Consider the following 592-nt stretch of genomic DNA (forward strand, 5'->3'; position numbering starts at 1 on the left):
GGCGGCATCATGGTACCGAGCGCCCCGCCGGCGCAGACCACGCCGATCGACAGGTGCTTGTCGTAGCCGAGGCGGAGCATCTGCGGCAGCGCCAGGATGCCGAGCAGCACGATCTCGCCGCCGATGATGCCGGACAGCGCGGCCAGGAAGAACGCCACCACCACGGTCTGCACGGCGACGCCCCCAGGCAGTCGCCCGGCGAACACCCGCATGGCGTTGAACAGATCCTTGGCGATGCCCGATCGGTCGAGCAGCGAGGCCATCAGCACGAACATCGGCACCGCCACCAGCGAGTACTCGGTGACGAAGCCGTAGACCCGGCTGGTCACCAGCGGCAGGGCGTTGGGGCCGAACCAGCCGAAGGTAAAGGCCAGCGCCACCAGGCCGGTGATAAAGGCCAGCGGCAGGCCGGTGACCAGCAGCGCGAAGATGGCGCCGACCAGCAGCAGGGTTCCGTCTGCGATGCTCATCAGTCAGCGCCTCCTTCGGGTGCGTCGGGGGCGGGCTTGCCCTTGATCGACTGGATCAGGTGAATCAGCGCCTGGACGCACATGATCGCCACCGCGGCGAGGATCATGCCCTTGACCAGGGC

The 592-nt window shown here is 68.1% G+C and carries 1 protein-coding gene; it reads right to left on the reverse strand.

Annotated features, from left to right (window positions below; all coding sequences use genetic code 11):
- Nucleotides 1-470, reverse strand: a 470-nt coding sequence (locus C6W88_RS21235; RefSeq protein WP_146164698.1) for a TRAP transporter large permease subunit, incomplete at its 3' end; no start/stop codon positions are given.
- Nucleotides 471-592: the final 122 nt, after the last annotated feature.

The sequence above is a fragment of the Halomonas litopenaei genome (genome assembly GCF_003045775.1).
Taxonomy (GTDB): domain Bacteria; phylum Pseudomonadota; class Gammaproteobacteria; order Pseudomonadales; family Halomonadaceae; genus Halomonas; species Halomonas litopenaei.